Source organism: Psychrobacter sp. 1U2 (assembly GCF_051847575.1).
Genome location: NZ_JBPYDC010000002.1, coordinates 112454 through 127147, shown reverse-complemented (window position 1 = coordinate 127147; position 14694 = coordinate 112454). Strand labels below are relative to the sequence as shown.

Annotated in this window: 11 protein-coding genes and 1 other RNA gene; 5 read left to right on the top strand and 7 right to left on the bottom strand. The window is 44.5% G+C overall.

The window, feature by feature from the left end; all coding sequences use genetic code 11:
* Positions 1–19 precede the first annotated feature (19 nt).
* The 3 genes from fba to ACS8FD_RS01745 form a co-directional block, all read right to left on the bottom strand.
* Entirely contained in the window at positions 20–1057 is a 1038-nt protein-coding gene (gene fba / locus ACS8FD_RS01755; RefSeq protein WP_439274152.1) for a class II fructose-bisphosphate aldolase, read from the bottom strand.
* A gap of 294 nt (positions 1058–1351) precedes the next feature.
* Positions 1352–1738, bottom strand: coding sequence for a hypothetical protein (locus tag ACS8FD_RS01750; RefSeq protein ID WP_439274151.1), 387 nt, complete (start codon positions 1736–1738; stop codon positions 1352–1354).
* Between the two features lie 224 nt (positions 1739–1962).
* Entirely contained in the window at positions 1963–3177 is a 1215-nt protein-coding gene (locus tag ACS8FD_RS01745; protein WP_439274150.1) for a phosphoglycerate kinase, read from the bottom strand.
* A gap of 339 nt (positions 3178–3516) precedes the next feature.
* Between ACS8FD_RS01745 and ACS8FD_RS01740 the strand changes: the two genes are divergently transcribed.
* Positions 3517–3846 carry a TraR/DksA family transcriptional regulator gene (locus ACS8FD_RS01740; RefSeq protein ID WP_439242450.1) on the top strand — a complete coding sequence of 110 codons (330 nt, stop codon included), beginning with the start codon at positions 3517–3519 and terminating at the stop codon, positions 3844–3846.
* 88 nt (positions 3847–3934) lie between these two features.
* Here the strand turns inward: ACS8FD_RS01740 and ACS8FD_RS01735 are convergent, their stop codons facing one another.
* Positions 3935–4657 carry a thiamine phosphate synthase gene (locus ACS8FD_RS01735; RefSeq protein ID WP_439274149.1) on the bottom strand — a complete coding sequence of 241 codons (723 nt, stop codon included), beginning with the start codon at positions 4655–4657 and terminating at the stop codon, positions 3935–3937.
* Between the two features lie 162 nt (positions 4658–4819).
* Entirely contained in the window at positions 4820–5926 is a 1107-nt protein-coding gene (locus ACS8FD_RS01730; protein WP_439274148.1) for a serine hydrolase, read from the bottom strand.
* Positions 5927–6309: 383 nt separating this feature from the next.
* Here ACS8FD_RS01730 and ACS8FD_RS01725 point away from each other — a divergent pair, with 383 nt between their 5' ends.
* The 3 genes from ACS8FD_RS01725 (at position 6310) to ACS8FD_RS01715 (ending at position 10648) form a co-directional block, all read left to right on the top strand.
* Positions 6310–6945, top strand: coding sequence for a response regulator (locus ACS8FD_RS01725; protein WP_439274147.1), 636 nt, complete (start codon positions 6310–6312; stop codon positions 6943–6945).
* Positions 6946–7177: 232 nt separating this feature from the next.
* Positions 7178–8851, top strand: coding sequence for a sensor histidine kinase (locus ACS8FD_RS01720; RefSeq protein WP_439274146.1), 1674 nt, complete (start codon positions 7178–7180; stop codon positions 8849–8851).
* Positions 8852–8956: 105 nt separating this feature from the next.
* Entirely contained in the window at positions 8957–10648 is a 1692-nt protein-coding gene (locus ACS8FD_RS01715) for a sigma 54-interacting transcriptional regulator (protein WP_439274145.1), read from the top strand.
* A 60-nt stretch (positions 10649–10708) separates the two neighbouring features.
* Here the strand turns inward: ACS8FD_RS01715 and ACS8FD_RS01710 are convergent, their stop codons facing one another.
* Both ACS8FD_RS01710 and gpmI read right to left on the bottom strand, forming a co-directional pair.
* Entirely contained in the window at positions 10709–12235 is a 1527-nt protein-coding gene (locus ACS8FD_RS01710) for a S41 family peptidase (protein ID WP_439274144.1), read from the bottom strand.
* Positions 12236–12532: 297 nt separating this feature from the next.
* Entirely contained in the window at positions 12533–14173 is a 1641-nt protein-coding gene (gene gpmI / locus ACS8FD_RS01705) for a 2,3-bisphosphoglycerate-independent phosphoglycerate mutase (protein WP_439274143.1), read from the bottom strand.
* Positions 14174–14443: 270 nt separating this feature from the next.
* Here gpmI and ssrS point away from each other — a divergent pair.
* A non-coding RNA gene (gene ssrS / locus ACS8FD_RS01700) (6S RNA) lies at positions 14444–14639 on the top strand.
* Positions 14640–14694 lie beyond the last annotated feature (55 nt).

Below are 14694 nucleotides of genomic sequence, written 5' to 3'. Positions count from 1 at the left end.
GCCATTTTGATCAAAAAACTTACTTATAAAAATCAACCATACCCTCAAGGCTTATAGGGCGAATTTTATGCGCTTGACCTGCTGAGCCAAAAGCTTCAAAACGATTGGTACAGATATCGGACATCGCTTGCATAGAAGCTTTGAAATATTTGCGCGGATCAAAGTTGCTTGGGTTTTGAGCCAAATGCTGACGAATCGCCCCTGTGGAAGCCAGACGCAAGTCAGTATCGATATTCACCTTACGCACACCATGCTTGATCGCTTCAACGATTTGCTCGACGGGTACGCCGTAAGTCTCGCCTATATCGCCGCCATACTCATTGATAACCTTGAGCCATTCTTGTGGCACCGAAGACGAGCCGTGCATCACTAAATGTGTATTTGGGATACGGGCATGAATCTCTTTGACCCGTTCGATAGATAAGATATCACCAGTAGGTGGACGGGTGAATTTATAAGCGCCATGGCTGGTACCGATCGCGATCGCTAGCGCATCGACTTGCGTATCTTTGACGAACTGCTCAGCTTCGTCCGCACTGGTCAAAAGCTGCTCATGACCTAACACGCCTTCAGCGCCAGAGCCATCTTCCTCGCCTGCCATGCCAGTCTCAAGGCTACCTAAACAGCCGATCTCTCCTTCTACTGAGACGCCGCATGCATGAGAGAATTTAACCACTTCACGGGTCACGCTAGCATTGTAGTCATAATCCATCGGTGTTTTACCGTCTTCTCCTAAAGAGCCATCCATCATCACTGACGAAAACCCTTGCTGAATAGAACGCTGACAGATCGCCGGAGACATGCCGTGATCTTGGTGCATAACGACTGGAATGTGCGGCCACTCTTCAATAGCAGCTAGAATCAGATGACGCAAAAAAGCCGATCCAGCATAAGTACGTGCCCCTGCACTCGCTTGCACAATCACTGGTGAATCACAAGCGTCGGCGGCCATCATTATAGCTCGCATCTGCTCTAAGTTATTGACGTTAAAAGCAGGTACGCCGTAGCTATGCTCAGCGGCATGATCTAGTAGCTGACGTAGGGATATTAAAGCCATAAAACGCTCTCTATTTAAATTTTAAAAACATGAAAGTAACACTGATAATTGTTGCGGAGTGATTATAGCAAAATATACCCAACTCTCATATACCCAACTCTCGTAGTGCTTACACCTCTATTTATCTTGTTAATACTTCGATTATAAAACCCAATGATGAGTTAATTAATTAGCACCGCTAAACGCAAAAAAGCCTTGGCAATAACCAAGGCTTTTTAAATAAAGTAGAGATTTATCTTGAACTAACTATTCTCTAAGCCGCCACAAAAATAGTATTAGCAGCTTTAGTGAGTATTAGTATTGTTGGTCAGCTTCTACAGCTACTTCATTAGCAGCGTTTTCTGTGGCATCAGCACCGTCAGCTACAGCTTCAGCCGTACCTTCAACAGCAGCATTTGTGCCATCAGCGATAGCATCACCAGTATTAGCTAGCGCATCGGTAGCTGCAGCTCCGGCTGTTTCAGCGCCTTGAGCAATCTCATCACCAGCGTTTTCAGCCGCAATTTCAGCGTCTTGAGCGGCCAGCTCAGCTTCAGTAGCGGCAGCGTCTGTGTTAGCAGCGATATCATCACCAGCAGATTCGACAGCAGCTTCGGTGTTCTCTTCCGTTTGTTGGCTACATGCAGTGACTGCGAAAGTACCAGCAAGAACACTGGCAAGTAACAAATGACGTTTTAACATAATAAACCTCTTGGAAATAATGCATGTCAAATTACATGGTTTTGCTAGTTTATAGTTAGCAATTATGACATGCAATAAAAATTTTCAGTATATTAACAATATAATAACTGCTTCATATCACTATTCTTAAACATGATCGAATGACGATTACGCTTACGAATAATTTGACAGACTACCTCAGTTGATTTACGAAGTTTGTACGCCTAGTGTTACTATCAGCGATATTAAGCGCTCAATTGTAAAGCGGCAACGGCAGGTAACACCTTTCCTTCGACAAACTCTAAAAATGCACCGCCTCCTGTCGACATATAGCTCACTCCGTCAGCGACTTGATATTTATCAATGGCTGCTAAAGTATCGCCGCCGCCAGCGATCGAAAACCCGGCGCTCTCTTGCACGGCTTCAGCGATAATTTGCGTACCTGTGCCAAAAGCATCCACTTCAAAGACCCCAACAGGCCCATTCCATAAGATAGTTTTAGCATTACTGATAGCGTCAGCCAGTTTTTTGGCGCTTGGCTCAGCGATATCTAAAATCATATCATCGGCTGCTATATCTGTAACCGCTTTTACCTCAGCTTTGGCTTGCTGTAGTGAGCCCGTAAAGTCTGCAAAATCAATATCATTCTTATTTGCGGTGATCACATACTCTGGTAGTAAAATGTCCGTTTTAGTCATAATATCACGCGCGGTATCGACTAAGTCCGCCTCAAATAAAGAGGCTCCAACATTATGCCCTTGCGCCGCTAGGAAAGTATTGGCAATACCACCACCAACGATGATTTGGCGACAGACTTCAGCTAAGCTATGCAGTACTTCAAGCTTCGTAGATACTTTTGAGCCACCAACGATCGCTAGCATGGGCTGAGCTGGCGTCTCAAGTGCTCGGCTAAGGGCATCAAGTTCAGCGGCTAATAATGGCCCTGCACAAGCGACTTTACCCGCCTGATGCATCGCTTGGGTAACCCCCTCTGTAGACGCCTGCGCCCGGTGAGCGGTGCCAAAAGCATCCATCACAAAGACTTCACACAAGTCAGCATAGTGCTGCGATAAGCTGGCATCGTTATTTTTTTCGCCTTGATTGAAGCGAACATTTTCAAGTAGCACCACTTCCCCAGGCTGAATATTGACCTTGTGCTCCAAATAATCACTATTTAAGGTGACCGGCTTGGCAATTTGCGCTCCTAGCTTCTGCGTCAAATAGTTGGCGACTGGCGCTAGTGAGTATTTGTCTTCCGGACTACCTTCTGTCGGACGACCTAAATGAGAGCAAATAATAACGGCTGCCCCTTTGTCTAAGGCCATCTGAATCGTTGGCAAGCTCGCTTGCAAACGCGCATCGCTCATTACTTTACCGTCTTTAATGGGCACATTGAGATCTTCACGAATTAAAACGACTTTACCCGTCAATTCCAGCTCACTCATACGCAAAAAGTTCATGACCACTTCTACCTTATTGTCTTTTATTGAATGTTCAGTTTATTCATTAGAGCGTGTTGAGCACGTCCTACTGCTTTGACACTATTTTGTTTAACAAGCCGCATCTGCTAACTTTTCACTTGCTAACCTTCATTTGCTAACTCTTATGTATAGCGCTATTTGCTGGCCGCATTTTAGCGGTCTATTTCATATATCGTCAACTCAATCTGGCTTATATTTACTGCGTAAATAATCCAATAAACCCTCGATAAGTCTCAGTAACATTTCGTGGTGGTACTATTGGCTTATCCCCCTTAAGCTGATACGGTACAAAACAACAAAAACCAGTAGGAGAGTATAATGAGTATTGATTTAGATGTGGCCAAGAAAACACTATTAGACCTAAAAGAAGAATACCAAACTCGCATCGATAATATTGAAGATCATATTCAAAACCCACAAGATGAGCTCAATAAAGACTGGGAAGATCAAGCGATCTCTATTCGTCAAAACGATACGCGCCAGCTGCTTGCAGCAGAAGCCAGGCAGAACCTTATTTACGTCAATGACGCTCTAAGCCGTATCGAAAACGGTACTTATACCGAATGCGAAGTCTGCGGTGAGCCTATTCAAGAAGAGCGTCTAAAAGCCGTACCTTACGCAACTTTATGTATGGAACACGCTGAATAACGCTATCTAAAACTTCAATCAAACCTATGATTGATAGTAATCAAGGCGTGTTTAGATTTAAACGCGCCTTTTTTACGCCGCTTTTGCTCTACATCGTTTGAGTAATTTGAGCTATGGCCTCGCTGCTCCTTTGTATGGAGCTAGGCGCATTCCAAGCGCTTAAAGCTTGCTGCCACTGCTGGCAACGATGAGCGATCTTATCAACGCTTAAGTCCATAATATCTCCAACAACCGCGACATGACGAATAGGCAAACCTTGTAGCTGAATAATGTTCTCAGCGGTTAGACCGCCTATCACACAAATATCTATATCTTGCTCGCATCCTGCTATAAGCTTCGAGCGCTCTATAGGCTGCGCATTAGGCTTAGTCGTTGAGCTAAAGATAGCGCCCATTGCTGCATAGCTTGCGCCTTCGCTGTTGGCGTTGATGACCAAATCGACGTCATTATGACAAGTACGCCCAACCACTTGCTGGCACCCTAAGCGCCGCCTCGCTTCCTCAACACTGCCGTCACCCTGCCCTAAATGTACGCCTACGCCTAGCTTCTCTGCTAGCGCTACATCATCGTTAATTACAACCGCAACTTTATATTTCTTAGCGAGCGCCACTATTTGCAGCGCTTCTTGATAGAGCTTATTGGCACCATCTTTTGATGCCAAGAGCTGTTTGCGGCGGATCTGGAGTAAGTGCACCACCCCTGTCGCTAAAGCAGTCTCCAGCTTAGCCATCAGCACTGACAACTCATCATCATTAGTCAGTAAATACAGCTTGGGGATTGGTAGGTTTGATGGGGTCAATAGCTCAGTCATATCGTGGGTGACTCCATTGAGGTTTAGATAATTTATTCACTATGCAAGTCAAGATCTACGTTTTATATCTCTTATTAACTGTCAGCTTTCAAAATAATTGTCATAAAAAAGGCTGTTATCTTAAATAACAGCCTAATAATAATCACAACACTAGGATAGTCTTTACACCGTACGGCGGCTCGCCAAACTATTCAAGATATTCTTGGCATCGCCCCAACGAGTCGCTGAGCTATTAGCGCCTAAGATCACAATGATGGCCGGACGATTATTGACGCGAGTTTCCATAACTACGCAGCGACCTGCCTCATTGATAAACCCAGTCTTTGAGATGCCGATAGGATAGCTGCCTGAGCGCACTAAGCTGCTGGTATTGTTGGCAGAATAGGTGCGGTTACCACTAGCGTAATTGGCAACATAAAAATCATAGCTCTTAGTGGTAGAGAAGCGGCGAATCACGTCATAGTTACCAGCCGCGCGTATCATTTTTACTAAATCATTTGAAGAGGCAACATTACGCTTATCTAGTCCAGTCGGATCACCAAAAAAGGCCGTTGTCATTCCAAGCTCTTGCGCCTTACGGTTCATCGCGCGCATAAAGGCATCGTAGCCGCCCGGATAGTTGCGAGCCAAGCTTTTTGCCGCAGGGTTTTCAGACTTCATCAAAGACATCAGTAGCATTTCAGCACGGTTTAGGCGATCACCTGATTTTAGACGTGAGCTGGCACGCTTAGGACCAACAAAGTCCTCAGGCTCTAGTATCAGCTCTTCACGCATATCAAGACCACTATCTAGCACTACCATAGCCGTCATTACCTTGGTGATACTTGCCATCGGCCGGGCGATATCAGCGCCTTTTTCGTAGATGGATTCGCCAGTTTCTGCGTCGATTACCGCAACACTACGAGAATCAGTGCTAATCGGAATCATATCACTGCTACCAAAACTGCCGCGGTAGGTGGTATTGTAACTATTGCTATTGTTGAATCTGTTATTGCTGCTACCATAGCTACTAGCATTGGTAATATTGGTGGTGCCGTAACCATTATCTACTTTTTTAATGTCTGAACCACTATTAGAGCGGCTGACAGTAGACGACTTGCTGTACATAATATTACGAGCTTCTGATAAACTATCAGCGCCACCCCAACTGACGCGAGCACTAGCTTCAGGGTTACCATTAATTGTAAGCGCCGCTTGCGCAACACCGCCCAAACTCATCGAAATCAGAGCAGCTACAAGCTGCTGTTTGGTTAATGATAAATTTCTCATTCTTCCCCCTGCGGTTAGTATGGCGTCAGTCACCGATTATAATAGACGACCGATAGATAAATAGCGTGAAACGATTATAGCTAAATGTTTACTGAGATAGTATTGTGTACTTTTAGTGTATCATGGTTTGTATTTTAGAGTAATCGACTATGCTATCTACGTAAACCTTTTTGAGTCTTGAGTAAACTTTGCTACATTTGCTTTAGTTTTCAGCAATATTGATTAACATTCCAGTAATATATAATAAGATTAACTTATTCTTTTTCAAAGTCTTTATCCTTAATATTTTGTCTAGAGATGGTTTTATTTTTGACCATAAATGATAGCTTATAGAAAAAATAGCAATAAAGCACTCTGTGGAGAGTATAATTAAGAGTATAACTATGATTAGAGTATTAGTAGTAGACGATCACGATCTGGTACGTATGGGTATTAGCCGGATGTTAGCCGATAGTGCTGATATCGAAGTCGTAGGTGAAGCTGACGGCGGAGACATGGCTATTAAACTGGCTCGCGAACTAACCCCTGACGTCATCTTACTTGATGTCAATATGCCTAATATTGGTGGTCTAGAGGCGACTAAACGCTTGGTACAGCTCGATATAGGCAGTAAGATTTTAGCAGTGAGTAGCGTCGTCACTCAGCCCTATCCTTCTATGCTGCTTAAAGCAGGTGTCAATGGTTATATTACTAAAGGAACGCCTCTTGATGAGATGATAAGAGCGATCAAAAAAGTGTATCAAGGGGGTCGTTATTTCAGTCATGATGTAGCCGAACAGCTCGCAGAGGTGTTACTCTCTGATAAAGCCGGCTCGCCTTTTGATCTACTAAGCGATAGAGAAAAACAGGTAGCGATGATGGTAGTCAACTGTCAAAGTCCACAAGAGATCGCCGATCAGCTATTTGTGAGTGTCAAAACGATCAATACTTACCGCTACCGTATCTACGAAAAAGTAGGCGTCGATAGCGATGTGAAATTGACGCACTTAGCCATTCGTCATGGTTTGATCCAGCCTTAAACCAAACTTTTGCGACCCTCACTGGGTTTGGTTTAATGTGTTTATAGGGTATGGATCTGTCACTACTTTGTTCTATCGAGACTCTACTCTATCAGCACTTTGCTGATTTAAAGGGAGTCTAAAGCAATTTGATATTGTTTAACGCCGTGCTCTCGTTGAGGTAACCTACTATGATGCTGTTTTTATTATACTGCTGTGATACCTTTGCTTTATGACCCTCTTAGCCAAAACGATGACTATCATCAACACCTATCGTCAACAAAACGATACTGTGCCCTCCTCACAGCTGCGTAGATTGGGACTGGTTTATAGCAGTTACCGCCTGGTCGTCAATGTATTTTACTTAATATTGGCTTACGCTAACGCTAATGCTGATAATTTGCTCTTGCCTAGTTTGCTACAGCAGACAGCGCTGATATTTTATACACTACTCAGTATCATTCTACTGGGTTTGTTTTATGTTGTGCGCAAGCGCCCACAGCGCCAGCTCGGCTTTGGTTTAGTGGTCGATATCATTATGCTCAGCTTGCTGCTTTATAGCAGTGGCGCGCCAGATTTACAACTGACGATGCTGTATATGGTGGTGGTTGCCGCAAGCTTTATGTTGCTTCCTGGCTCACAAGCGCTAGTCATCACGTTGCTCGCTGTTATATTTGTTATATATCAGCAGTTTTTTTATGCTCTCTCTAGTAGTATCAGCTTAACAAATCTAGGCGACGCGCTGCTTATGTCCGCAAGCTTCTTGGTCGTTGGTTTTTTGAGTTGGACGATATCACAGCGCTTATTACACGTTGAAAAAGTCTCAGCGCAGCAAGCAAAAGAAGTCGAACGACTCAATGATATCAATCAAGAAGTTATCAGCCAAATGGTCAATGGCGTCATAGTCCTAGATCAGCAGCAGGTTGTATTAGCCAATCGCGCGACTTATCAGCTATTAGGTATCCTTGAAAAAAACCATGAGCTAGAAAACTTCCAACAGCAATTGGCGCATTTGCACGCACAGTTATTAAAAACTTGTTTGGCGGTGCCTGCGGGACAATCTAGGCTGTTTACTTACGAGTTGCCAACGACTATAGAGGCGTCAATCGTGGCGCGTTTACGGGTACAAATCACCCCACTAAAAGACTATAGCCGCCTGATAATATTAGAAGACTTACGCCGTGAACAAGCCAGCGCACAGCAGCTAAAGCTTGCTTCGCTTGGACAGCTAACTGCTAGTATTGCTCATGAGATTCGTAATCCTTTATCAGCGATCTCACAAGCCAGCCAGCTCCTTATGGAAGAGGTTGATGAGCAGGCTGTCAACAATGTTGACACTGCGGCTTCTAATAGCGTAGATGATGGTAATCATGAGCTGTACAAGATGATATTCTCACAAACCAAACGCGTTAATAGAATCATTGAAGATGTGTTAAAGCTCTCCAAACGACAGCCACCCAATAAACATAGCATTGCGCTTGAGCGCTGGATGGTAGAATTTATCGCTAATCATTTTAGTGGTCATGATGTGTTTTTATCCGGTACAGTGCAACCTCTTATTGTCTTTGATACGCATCAATTAGAGCAGATATTGATTAATTTAATCAATAATGGTTTGCGCTACAGTAGTTTATCCCACCCTCATGCTTACGCAGAAGTAGAGATTTATAGTCGACGTAACGATGTTATAATCGATGTTTTAGATAATGGTAAAGGGGTGAAAAGCGCTGATATTGAGCACTTATTTGAGCCGTTTTTTACCACTGACAAAGCCGGTACTGGCTTAGGTTTATATCTATCGCAAGCGTTTAGCGAAGCCAATCAGGCGCGTTTAGTCTATGTTCCTGAACACAAAAAAACCTGCTTTCGCTTGATTATCCCAGCTATTTTAACGGAGCAAGGCATGGTTGAGAGCAGTAGTCTATAAAAAGAGGTGACGTAACTGACTGCCGACTTTATCTACCCTTTAGACCATTGATCTATACTAACTGCTTTATACTAATTTTACTCATTGAACACTGAAAGGTTATTTATGACAGCAACCGCACTGGTCGTCGATGACGAAGTAGATTTGTGCCGCTTAATGCAAATCACCCTGACTAAAATGGGGATCAAAAGCGATGTCGCTTATGATTTAGCGCAGGCAAAAGCTTACTGGCAAGCCAATGAATATGATTTTTGTCTAACAGATCTGCAATTGCCTGATGGCTCTGGTCTTGAGTTAGTCAAGCTTATCAGTAGCAGCTCGTGTGTGCCGGTGGCTGTCATCACCGCGCATGGCAGTATGGACTTAGCTATCGAAGCCCTAAAATTAGGAGCATTTGATTTTGTCAATAAGCCTCTGGAGCTACCGCGGTTGCGGCAGTTGGTCGAAAACGCTCTAAAAGTCATTCGTCAAGATGATGCTGCTCAAACAGCAGACGCTAAAACGCCTGAGCAGCAATTGCTAGACCAGCGCTTGATTGGCGACACTCAGGTCATGGACACGCTAAAATCAACTATCTTAAAGCTCGCTCGCTCGCAAGCGCCGGTATTTTTGTCAGGGGCATCAGGCACGGGTAAAGAAGTCGCCGCTCGGCTCATTCATGACCTAAGTCCTCGTCGTGAGGCGCATTTTGTTCCTGTCAACTGCGGCGCTATCCCCTCTGAGCTGATGGAGTCAGAGTTTTTTGGTCATAAAAAAGGCAGCTTTACGGGTGCGGTGGCTGATAAGCAAGGGCTATTTCAACAAGCCAATGGCGGGACATTGTTTTTGGACGAAATTGCAGACTTACCCTTAGCTATGCAAGTCAAGCTACTGCGCGCTATTCAAGAGAAGACCGTGCGCGCGATTGGTGATACCAAAGAGGTCGCCGTTGATATTCGCCTGTTATCCGCCACTCATAAAGATTTGGCTCAGCTGGTAGCCGCTAACAGCTTTAGACAAGACTTATACTACCGTATCAATGTCATTGAGCTAAAGCTGCCTGCCCTTAATGAGCGAGCTCATGACATTCCGGCTTTGGCTCAGCATTTCTTAGCCTTGATTCGTGAGGAATGGCAATTAGAGGGATCACCGCAATTAAGCGATGATGCCATTCAGCGTCTAAAAACGCATCATTTTGCCGGTAACGTCCGTGAGCTACGTAACTTATTAGAGCGAGCGATTACGTTAGCGGAAACTGATACTATTGCTATTGAGCACTTAGGGCTACCTGAGCTTGACGAGTCATTACCTGAGCAATCATCCTTTGAGCAGGCGCTATCTATGACTGATCAAACCACCCAAACAACGCCTTTATCAGATAGCTCAACGTCTACAGTAAACAGTTTCCCAGCAGGCAGCCCTCAAGCCGAAGAGACAACCCCTACCCAGCCTAGCCGTCCTTATCGTGTACAAAGCCCAGCGTTTGCAGCGGACTCTATTCAACCCTTTAATACGGGTAGCTTAGCGGGGCATAAAACCGTCAAGCCTAGCTCCGAGAGCAAGACTAACCCGCTTGATGATACTGAAAAAGACACAGCACCAAATGTATCAGCAGCGATTCAAGATAGCACCCTTGCTGAACTACCCGAAAAAGGCTTAGAGGCTTATCTACAGCAGCAAGAAAAACAGCTGATTGTCACCGCCCTGCAACAAACGGGCTGGAATAAAACACAAGCCGCTGAGCTCCTAGGCACGACCTTTCGCTCCTTACGTTATCGCATGAAAAAGCTTGAGATTGCTGAAGAGCAAACGGACTAATAGCCGCGTAGAACATCAGCATAGTTTTCCCATCAGGTAGCTATATAATGAGCACTCTAGCTACTTCACAGCTGGCTTTTCAACGCGGCTTTTTCTGACCAGATGAATCCCTGAATTTTTTATTTTTGGGCGTAGTAAGTCAACTGCTTGCATCTCCCACGAGCGCTCACTACCGCTCAAGGTCACATCAGGCTGCACCCCAACTTTATCGATCTTTGTCCCCGCCGTGGTCAGATAGTGCGCCACCGTTAGCTTTACAGCTTGCTCATCATTCAAAGCTATCACCGACTGTACAGAGCCTTTACCATAGCTTGTCTCCCCGATGATAATTGCTCGATTTTGCGCCTGTAAGCTACTGGCTAATACCTCTGCCGCTGAAGCGGAATATCGGTTTTGCAAAATGACTACCGGTAAAGCCGCAAGTAACGCGCTGCCTCTAGTCGATAAGATGCGTGGATCGCCTTGGCGTCCTTTGACTTGTACGACATCAACATCATCCATAAACAGGCTGGCGACATCGACTGCCGAGATCAATACCCCACCCGGGTTATCTCGTACGTCTAATAGCACTCCGGTGATAGGCGCGTCTAAATCAATGAGACTTTGTACTATTTTCTCTCGCGTCGTTTCTTGAAACGCTGGTAATTTTACGATAGCCACGCCATCTACCAAACGCGTCTCTATCGTCTGTGTTCGAGTATGATTACGCTGTAGCGTCACTGCGCGCTTACGTCGTCCCGCCCTTGACACAATGACATCGATTTGTGAGCCAGCAATACCAGTTAATAGTTGCTTGATATCATTGGGCTCGCGCTCATCATCAAGCTTAAATTCACCCACTTGGTGTAAGTAATCCCCAACAGTCACGCCCTTTTTATCAGCAGGTGAGTCTTTTATCACCTCGGTCACGACCCAATGATCCACGTCCGCTTTATAGATCGCTTTGATACCGACATCACCCACGTCGCCTTGAGTGAAAGCCCGCAGATTTTCATACGCCTCAGCATCCAAAAACTCTGCGTGACTATCAAGCTTGGTCAGCATACCACTCATAGCGTTATTAAATAAGGTTTCATCATTCACCGGTTCTATATACTCACGGCGCACCAGATCAACAACAGCGACAAAGGTTTTAAGCGTCTCAGGCGAAATGGCATTGAGCGATACATTTGCCACCTCACGCGGTATCTCATAGCTACCGTCAGCGTCTTCTACTAACAGATCACTCGTACCATCTCCAAAGGCATCAATGCTATCGATGTCATCCTCTATCCAATCTTGGCTTTGCTTAGGAACGCTAGTATCGTCTTCTAAGAATTCGCCAGTACTACTATCAGTACTGTTAGTAGTCATCGACTGATTATCTTGCAAGCTAATTAGCTGCAGCTTTGCGGTGGAGTCTGTCTCTTGCTTTTGTTGCTTACTAGCTTCAGTCATTATCTCTGTTCGCTCATCACTGAGCGCAGCTTGCGTAGGCGCGCTAAACCCAAACACTCCTAATAAACAAGTGATTAGCATCGGTCGAAACGCCTGATATGGATTTATCATCATTTCTGAAAAAGGTTTTTTTAGAGCAGATAAAGGCATAGGAAGACTCATCTAAAAAATAAATATTTTTGTTATATGACGCTATAACTATAAGATAGCTTAAGGCTATGATAAAAACCACTTAAAGTAGATTTGATAACTGGTATATTTTTATTAAATAAACTTTAAAAACGCTCAAAACTATAAGCGCGAAAGTTATAGAGGCCAAAGCTTGCTGAGCAAAGCGAAAAAAAGGGAAGAATAATCTCTATCCTTCCCTTCTTCTAGCTTTAACTGATGATAACTTATCTTAAATCGTCTGTTACAATCATGATCTATGTATGGCTACTCATTAATTTAAGCGGTAGCAATCAGTAAGTTTTCACCTGTCATCTCGCTAGGAATTTCTAGATTCATAAGTGAAAGTATCGTTGGCGCAACATCACTTAATCGGCCGCCGCTACGTACCTTGACATCCTTTTCACCAATATAAATGAGCGGAACATGCTCAGTGGTGTGCTGAGTGTGCACTTGCCCGCTCTCATAATCCTGCATCTGCTCACAGTTACCATGGTCAGCGGTAATGAGCATGTCACCACCAGCAGCGCGCACCGCAGCTTCAACGCGGCCGATACAGACATCTAAGGCTTCTACTGCTTTAACTGCAGCATCAAAGATACCCGTATGACCCACCATGTCACCATTGGCATAGTTGACAATCAATACATCATATTTACCGGACTCGATAGCTTCAACGAGCTTATCGGTTACTTCCGGCGCACTCATTTCAGGCTGTAAGTCATAAGTCGCGACATCAGGTGAAGGGACTAAAATGCGCTCCTCCCCTGTAAACTCTTCTTCACGGCCGCCGCTAAAGAAAAAAGTCACATGTGCATACTTTTCTGTTTCTGCGATGCGTAGCTGCGTCTTACCTTGATTTTGTAAGTACTCGCCTAATGTGTTGGTCAATGACGTAGGATAATAAGCGATGCTTGTTTTTGGGTTGTCCGCGAGCACGTCTGAGTATTTAGTTAACATAACAAAAGCGGATAGCCTTGGCTGCTTATGACGCGCAAACCCTGAGAACTCATGATCAGGCAGTACAAAAGCTTGCGCTAATTCGCGCGCCCGATCAGAGCGGAAATTCATAAAAATAACCGCATCGTCATTTTCAACAGTGCAAGGCGTTTCGCCATGTTCGATAACGGTAGTTGGACTCACGAACTCGTCAGTCTCGCGCGCTTTGTAGGCCGCTTGAATAGCGCCATCTGCCCGAGTTGACATACGCTCCGCTTTACCTTCGGTAATCAGCTCATAAGCTTTTTGCACTCTATCCCAGCGGTTATCACGATCCATAGCATAGTAACGACCGATGATACTCGCTATTTGGACGTTTCCTTCGTAATGCGCATTGAGCTTATTCAAATACTCTCGCAGGCGATTAATATATTTGTCAGCAGACTTAGGCGGCGTATCACGACCATCTAAGAAGCAATGTACAAAGACGTTTTTGGCACCATGAACGAGCGCTGAATGACACATACCCTCGATATGATCTTGATGCGCGTGCACCCCGCCATCAGAGAGCAGACCCATAATATGGACATTGCCGCCGAGCTCATTAGCGGCTTTAACAGCGCCTACTAATGCCTCATTTTTATAAAACTCACGATTAGCAAGCTCGCTTGAGATGAGCGTTGAGTCCTGATAAAGAATACGTCCAGCGCCCAGGTTCATATGACCCACTTCAGAATTACCAAACTGACCAGGCGGCAGTCCGACGTCTTCTCCGGAGCCTGATATTAACCCATGCGGATACTGCTGATAAACCTGATCTAAATTTGGCATATTGGCGGCAGCAATAGCATTGTCGTCACTTTCTTCACGATGCCCAAAGCCATCTAATATCATTAATACATGTGGCGTTTTTTTGTTTTGCTGATCGCTGTTTTGGGTCTTGTCGTTGATAGACTCTGATGGTTGTTGCTTACTAGCCATAGATTACCGCTCCTCAAGTAAATGAAAGCCTGTACTGCTCAAATAGTGAAATATTACCATTGAATACTTGTAGGCAACTTAGCGCTACTGATTCAGACAATATAAAGTGCTCTATATTAGCACACATCTTGAAATTGCTGAAAAATTGGCTTTTTATCCCTTATTTTATTGATGTATTGAAGCTATTTGAGCAGAAACAGTCAAAAAGCGACAAAGGGTATCAATCTGTAAATCGGGCTTGCAATAGCTTATTTCATTGGTTAAGATAAAACTATTCTGAAGTGTTGGCTAGTAGATGTTTATTCCCTGAGCCGATAATGCTTTACCAGGATGTGCTACCTATTGCTTCATTGTGTATGCCTGCACTGCTTGCAGTGTATCAGGAAACCTGCCGAGGCAATGACACATCCGCCCTGAACTTCACGGTTCATGGGTCACCATCTTACGGCGACACTTTGGTTGTTAAATTCGGTTAGGTGTTCTTATTTATAGCGAATAAAATAAGCGCTAACCACCAAAAA

Bases quoted from the DNA above. Each gene is read 5' to 3' on its own strand.
- fba (WP_439274152.1), bottom strand. From the start codon at position 1,057: ATGGCTTTAATATCCCTACGTCAGCTACTAGATCATGCCGCTGAGCAT.
- ACS8FD_RS01750 (WP_439274151.1), bottom strand. From the start codon at position 1,738: ATGTTAAAACGTCATTTGTTACTTGCCAGTGTTCTTGCTGGTACTTTC.
- ACS8FD_RS01745 (WP_439274150.1), bottom strand. From the start codon at position 3,177: ATGAACTTTTTGCGTATGAGTGAGCTGGAATTGACGGGTAAAGTCGTT.
- ACS8FD_RS01740 (WP_439242450.1), top strand. From the start codon at position 3,517: ATGAGTATTGATTTAGATGTGGCCAAGAAAACACTATTAGACCTAAAA.
- ACS8FD_RS01735 (WP_439274149.1), bottom strand. From the start codon at position 4,657: ATGACTGAGCTATTGACCCCATCAAACCTACCAATCCCCAAGCTGTAT.
- ACS8FD_RS01730 (WP_439274148.1), bottom strand. From the start codon at position 5,926: ATGAGAAATTTATCATTAACCAAACAGCAGCTTGTAGCTGCTCTGATT.
- ACS8FD_RS01725 (WP_439274147.1), top strand. From the start codon at position 6,310: ATGATTAGAGTATTAGTAGTAGACGATCACGATCTGGTACGTATGGGT.
- ACS8FD_RS01720 (WP_439274146.1), top strand. From the start codon at position 7,178: ATGACTATCATCAACACCTATCGTCAACAAAACGATACTGTGCCCTCC.
- ACS8FD_RS01715 (WP_439274145.1), top strand. From the start codon at position 8,957: ATGACAGCAACCGCACTGGTCGTCGATGACGAAGTAGATTTGTGCCGC.
- ACS8FD_RS01710 (WP_439274144.1), bottom strand. From the start codon at position 12,235: ATGCCTTTATCTGCTCTAAAAAAACCTTTTTCAGAAATGATGATAAAT.
- gpmI (WP_439274143.1), bottom strand. From the start codon at position 14,173: ATGGCTAGTAAGCAACAACCATCAGAGTCTATCAACGACAAGACCCAA.